The following is a 5,796-nucleotide window of genomic DNA, read 5'->3' on the forward strand; positions in this document are numbered from 1 at the left end:
GCCGGCGCCGTCCCAGCCGAGCACGTCCTCCAACCCGGTCAACACCAGCACCTCGGAGCCCAACAGGCCGCGCAGGTGCTTGCTCGCCTTGCCGGCGCCGGCCGGCGTCAGCCCGGAACGCAGGTACTGGCCCGCGAGCCCCGCGGTATGCAGCGTGGCGTAAGTTGCGCGGTCGGCCTCGGAGCCCAGGTCCCGGTGGGAGCGGGTCAGTTTAAAGCCCACCAGCGCGATCACCGCCACCGCCACCACGGCCAGGGCGGCGATGAGCGCGATGTCCACGGCCGGGCTGAGCATGCCCTCCAGCCTAGCCGCAGGGCCGAACGGCCGAATGCAGCTCGGCGCAGGGGAGCGCCGTTCACCGCAGCCGGTGGACCGTTGGGCGATGCGCGCCGCCGGGCTGCTGGCCACGGGGACCGAGAGCTAGCAGAGTGATCGCAGTCACACCCTGCGTGTTCCCGATGAGGAGGAAAAGATGGGTAACGACCCGAACCCGGACGCCGGCACCGCCGCGGCCGTGGACTTCCAGGTGGTCCAGAGCAGTCCGGAGTTCACCGAACTCCGCAGGCGCCACCGTTCGTTTGTGTTCCCGATGGCCGTGGCCTTCCTGCTGTGGTACTTCGCCTATGTGCTGCTGGCCGACTATGCGCACGCATTCATGTCCACCAAGCTGTGGGGCAACATCAACGTCGGCCTGGTACTGGGCCTGCTGCAGTTCGTGAGCACCTTCGCCATCACCACCTGGTACGTCCGCTACGCGAACAAGAAGCTGGACCCGATCGCCACTGACATCCGCCACAGCCTCGAAAACGAGGGCGTCGGCCTACCGGAGGACACCAAATGAGGCATGCCGTGAACATTCCGCTGGCCGTCACGGCGGACGACATCAAGGATTCCACCTGGATCAACATCCTGATCTTCGCCCTGTTTGTCGGCGTGACCCTGGTGGTGGTGCTGCGGGCCAGCCGGAACAACAAGACCGCGGCCGACTACTATGCGGCGGGCCGGTCCTTCAGCGGCGGTCAGAACGGTACCGCCATTGCCGGCGACTACCTCTCCGCGGCGTCGTTCCTGGGCATCTGCGGCGCGATCGCGATCAACGGGTACGACGGCTTCCTGTACTCGATCGGCTTCCTGGTGGCCTGGCTGGTGGCCCTGCTGCTGGTGGCCGAGCTGTTGCGCAACACCGGCAAGTTCACCATGGCCGATGTCCTGTCCTTCCGGCTGCGGCAGCGCCCGGTGCGGATTGCCGCGGCCATCACCACACTGGCCGTGTGCTTTTTCTACCTGCTGGCGCAGATGGCCGGAGCCGGCGCCCTGGTCTCGCTGCTGATCGGCATCGACTCCAGGCTGGGACAGTCTCTGGTGATCACCGTCGTCGGCGCACTGATGATCCTCTACGTACTGGTTGGCGGCATGAAGGGCACCACCTGGGTCCAGATCATCAAGGCCTGCCTGCTGATCGCCGGTGCGTTCATCATGACCGTGTGGGTGCTGGCACTGCACGGCTTCAACCTGTCCGAACTGCTGGGTGCCGCCGTGGAAACCGCCGGCAACCCCGAGCTGCTCAACCCGGGCCTGCAGTACGGCGTCTCGGAGGCGTCCAAGCTGGACTTCATCTCGCTGGCGCTGGCCCTGGTGCTGGGCACCGCGGCCCTGCCGCACGTTTTGATGCGCTTTTACACCGTGCCGACGGCCAAGGAGGCCCGCCGGTCCGTGGTCTGGGCCATTTGGCTGATCGGCGCGTTCTACCTGTTCACCCTGGTGCTGGGCTACGGCGCCGCGGCGCTGATCGGCCCGGAAGCCATCAAGAGCGCTCCGGGCGGGGTCAACTCCGCCGCACCGTTGCTGGCCTTCGCGCTCGGCGGCCCTGTGCTGCTAGGGCTGATCTCCGCAGTCGCCTTCGCCACCATCCTGGCGGTGGTGGCCGGCCTGACCATCACCGCGGCCGCCTCCTTCGCGCACGATATCTACGCGAACGTGGTGCGCAAGGGACAGGTCGACTCGGCCGGCGAGGTCAGGGTGGCCCGCCGCACCGTAGTGGTCATCGGCGTCGTGTCCATCCTCGGCGGCATCGGCGCCCAGGGCCAGAACGTGGCCTTCCTGGTGGCGCTGGCGTTCGCCGTGGCCGCCTCGGCCAACCTGCCCACCATCGTCTACTCGCTGTTCTGGAAGCGCTTTACCACCCAGGGTGCGGTCTGGAGCATGTACGGCGGCCTGGGCGCGGCCATCGTCCTGATCGTGTTCTCCCCGGTGGTCTCCGGAAAGGAGACGTCGATGATCCCCGGGGCGGACTTCGCCATCTTCGGCCTGAACAACCCGGGCATCGTCTCCATCCCGCTCGCGTTCTTCCTGGGCTGGCTGGGAACCGTGCTGGACAAGAACCGCGAGGACGCGTCCAAGCAGGCCGAAATGGAGGTCCGCTCGCTCACCGGCGTCGGCGCGGAGAAGGCCACGGTTCACTGATGCGACGACGGCGGCGCGCGCCTGCTGCAACGCGCCGCCACAGATAACACTGCGGGCCCGGTGGATGGATGCCGGGCCCGCACTGTTGCGGGCGCTCGGGATCAGCGGGCATGAGCCAGGCGCACGGGTCCGGAAATGATCTTCCCATCCCGGGTGCTCAGCGCGGGCAGCAGCACCCGGCCTGACAGCTAGCCGGTTGCCGGGGCCCCGCGGGAGAGCAGCGGTTCCATCCGGAACGGGATCAGTTCGTGCATGGCCAGCGACGTGTCGGTCCGCTCCACGCCGTCGATCGCCAGAATCTTGCCGTTGACGCGGAACAGGTCCTCGGCGCCCTCGGAGACGACGCGGGCAAGAATATCCGCCTGGCCGGTGATGCCGATCGCTTCGAGTACTTCCGGAATGCGGGCCAGCTCGTCGGTGATCTGTTGCAGTTTCGGCTGGTGCACGTGGATGTGGATGAAGGCCGCGAGCGGATATCCCACGGCGGCGGGATTGATCCGCCGGTCGAAGGACAGGAACACCTGGTCCTTTTCCAGCCGGGCCATGCGCGCCTGCACCGTGTTGCGGGACAGGCCCAGGATCTGCGCCAGGGCCACGACCGTCCGGCGCGGATCCTGCGTCAGGGCTGCCAGTAACCGCAGGTCGGTGCCGTCCAGATTCCGCATAATGCGCAGACTAGCACGACCTGCCCGGCCCCGACAGGGCATTCTGCTCAGTTTTTGTCCGGAACGTTGCGCTACTTGCCGGATGTGAGTAGTGTCACAATCAACCGCGGGCAAAGGTGCAGGCGGGGCTGTCCGGCGCCGGGACGTCCACAAGACTTCCCGGCCCTGAAGACGCAAAGGGAGTGTCGCAAGTGTCCTTACCAGGCACGGACCCGGCCGGTCCGCATAACCAGGAAAGCTACATCCAACTGCTCGCGCCGGACGGCACGCGGGCCCCCAGCGGGGAGTTCGACCCCTGGCTGGAGGATATCGACGGCGACCGACTCGCCGGCCTCTACCAGGACATGGTGGTGGTCCGCCGCCTGGACCAGGAAGCCACCGCCTTGCAGCGGCAGGGGGAGCTCGCCTTGTGGCCGCCGCTGCTGGGGCAGGAAGCGGCCCAGATCGGTTCCGGCCGCGCCCTGCGCAAGGACGACTTCGTCTTCTCCAGCTACCGGGAAAACGGCGTCGCGTACTGCCGCGGCGTGGACCTGACCGACATGATCCGCGTTTGGCGCGGCAACAGGCCCTCCGGCTGGGACCCCTACGAGATCAACATGGCCACCCCGCAGGTCATCATCGGCGCGCAAACGCTGCACGCCACCGGCTACGCCATGGCGGTCAAGTTCGACGGCGACGACGCCGTGGCGGTGACGTATTTCGGCGACGGCGCCACCAGCCAGGGCGACGTGAACGAGGCCATGGTGTTTGCCGCCAGCTTCCAGGCGCCGGTGATCTTCTTCTGCCAGAACAACCAGTGGGCGATCTCCGAACCGGTGTCACTGCAGGCCCAGGGCAAACTCTCCGACCGGGCGCCCGGATTCGGCATTCCCAGTTACCGGGTGGACGGCAACGATGTCCTGGCCTGCCTGGCGGTGACCCGCCGGGCGCTGGAGCACGCGCGCAGCGGCGGCGGCCCGTCCTTCATCGAAGCGGTCACCTACCGGATGGGACCGCACACGACGGCGGACGATCCCACCCGCTACCGCGACGCGAACGAGCTGGAGGACTGGAAGAGCCGCGATCCGATCGACCGGCTGGCCGCCCACCTGGCGGCCGAGGGCTTGTTGGACGAGGGCCTGCAACAGCGGGTCCGGGACGCGGCCGACCAGGCAGCGGCCGAGATGCGGGCCGGGTGCACGAGCATGGCCGACCCGGCGGACTTGGAACTGTTCGAGAACGTCTACGTGGCGCCGCACCCCGTGCTGGCAGAACAGCGCGCGCACTACGAGCGCTATCTTGATTCGTTCGACGCTGCCGAGGGAGGCCGCTGATGACCACCATGACGTTTGGACGCGCCATCAACACCGGGCTGCGCAAGGCCCTGGAAAACGATCCCAGGGTGGTGATCATCGGCGAGGACATCGGAGCCTTGGGCGGGGTGTTCCGCATTACCGACGAACTGCAAAAGGACTTCGGCGCCCACCGGGTGATCGATGCCCCGCTGGCCGAGTCCGCGATCCTGGGCACCGCCGTCGGGATGGCCTACCGGGGCTACCGGCCCGTGTGCGAAATCCAGTTCGACGGCTTCATCTACCCGGCGTTCGACCAGATTGTCAGCCAGGTAGCCAAGCTGCACTACCGCACCCGCGGCCGGGTCAAGATGCCGCTGACCATCCGGGTGCCCTTCGGCGGCGGCATCGGCGCGGCCGAACACCACTCCGAATCCCCGGAGGCGTATTTCACCCACACGTCCGGTCTGCGGGTGGTGGCAGTGTCCAACCCGCAGGACGCCTGCACAATGATCCAGCAGGCCATCGCCGCCGACGATCCGGTGGTCTACTTCGAGCCGAAGCGGCGGTACCACACCAAGGGCGAAGTGGACGAGAATGCGCTGGAGTCCGCGCTGCCGCTGGGCAGCGCCCGGGTGGAGGTGCCCGGGTCGGACGTGACCCTGGTGGCCTACGGCGCGCTGGTGCAGACGGCACGCGAGGCCGCGCAGGCCGCCGAGGACGACGGCGTGTCGGTGGAAGTCATTGACTTGCGCTCGCTGTCGCCGCTGGACTTTCCCACCGTGGAGGCCTCCGTGCGGAAAACGGGCCGCCTGGTGGTCACCCACGAGGCGGCCAGGACCGGCGGGCTCGGCGCGGAGATCGCGGCCAGCCTGACCGAACGCTGCTTCTATCATCTGGAACACGCGCCGGTGCGGATCACCGGGATGGACATTCCGTACCCGCCGGCCAAGATGGAGCGGCATCATCTGCCGGACCTGGATCGCATCCTTGACGGCGTGGACCGGGTGCTCGGCCGGCCCAACTCGCTGACCGGACTGGAGGACTGAACCCGTGGGGATCAAGGTATTCAAACTGCCGGACCTGGGCGAAGGGCTCACCGAGTCGGAGATCGTCAGCTGGAGCGTGGCCGAGGGCGACGCGGTCCAGCTCAACCAGATCCTGGGCGAGGTGGAAACCGCCAAGGCCGTGGTCGAGCTGCCCTCGCCGTTCGCCGGCGTGGTCCGGACCCTGCATGAGGTACCCGGCACCACGGTCAGCGTGGGCGAGCCGATCGTCTCCATCGAGGTGGAAGACGCCGGGCAGGGCGACGACGGTGCCAAGGCCGCGGGAAGCCCGCCGGAACCGCGCCGCGAGGCGAACCTGGTGGGGTACGGTGCGGCGGCCGAAGGGAACGG

Annotated in this window: 6 protein-coding genes and 1 pseudogene; 5 read left to right on the top strand and 2 right to left on the bottom strand. The window is 67.9% G+C overall.

What is annotated here, in order from left to right:
- A pseudogene (locus AC5RUJ_RS09735) lies at positions 1 to 294 on the bottom strand (sensor histidine kinase); the annotation flags it as partial.
- A 178-nt stretch (positions 295 to 472) separates the two neighbouring features.
- Between AC5RUJ_RS09735 and AC5RUJ_RS09740 the strand changes: the two are divergent.
- Both AC5RUJ_RS09740 and AC5RUJ_RS09745 read left to right on the top strand, forming a co-directional pair.
- Positions 473 to 841: a DUF485 domain-containing protein gene (locus AC5RUJ_RS09740; RefSeq protein WP_494002459.1), complete on the top strand. Its 369-nt coding sequence runs from the start codon at positions 473 to 475 to the stop codon at positions 839 to 841.
- Positions 838 to 2,463 (top strand): monocarboxylic acid transporter, encoded by a 1,626-nt coding sequence (locus tag AC5RUJ_RS09745; protein ID WP_494014212.1) that lies wholly within the window; start codon positions 838 to 840, stop codon positions 2,461 to 2,463. Before AC5RUJ_RS09740 ends, AC5RUJ_RS09745 begins: the two co-directional genes overlap by 4 nt.
- A 188-nt stretch (positions 2,464 to 2,651) precedes the next feature.
- Here the strand turns inward: AC5RUJ_RS09745 and AC5RUJ_RS09750 are convergent, their stop codons facing one another.
- Complete coding sequence (locus AC5RUJ_RS09750; RefSeq protein WP_494128279.1) at positions 2,652 to 3,128, bottom strand: Lrp/AsnC family transcriptional regulator; 477 nt, start codon at positions 3,126 to 3,128, stop codon at positions 2,652 to 2,654.
- Positions 3,129 to 3,319: 191 nt separating this feature from the next.
- Between AC5RUJ_RS09750 and pdhA the strand changes: the two genes are divergently transcribed.
- From pdhA to AC5RUJ_RS09765, 3 genes are all read left to right on the top strand, one after another.
- A complete protein-coding gene (gene pdhA, locus AC5RUJ_RS09755; protein ID WP_494026385.1) occupies positions 3,320 to 4,441 on the top strand; it encodes a pyruvate dehydrogenase (acetyl-transferring) E1 component subunit alpha in 1,122 nt (373 codons plus the stop codon).
- On the top strand, positions 4,441 to 5,448 hold the full coding sequence (locus AC5RUJ_RS09760; RefSeq protein ID WP_494002455.1) for an alpha-ketoacid dehydrogenase subunit beta: 1,008 nt from the start codon (positions 4,441 to 4,443) through the stop codon (positions 5,446 to 5,448). Before pdhA ends, AC5RUJ_RS09760 begins: the two co-directional genes overlap by 1 nt.
- A 4-nt stretch (positions 5,449 to 5,452) precedes the next feature.
- A partial coding sequence (locus AC5RUJ_RS09765; protein ID WP_494155805.1) for a biotin/lipoyl-containing protein occupies positions 5,453 to 5,796 on the top strand: 344 nt, incomplete at its 3' end.

The organism is Arthrobacter sp. Y3223164 (assembly GCF_059091005.1).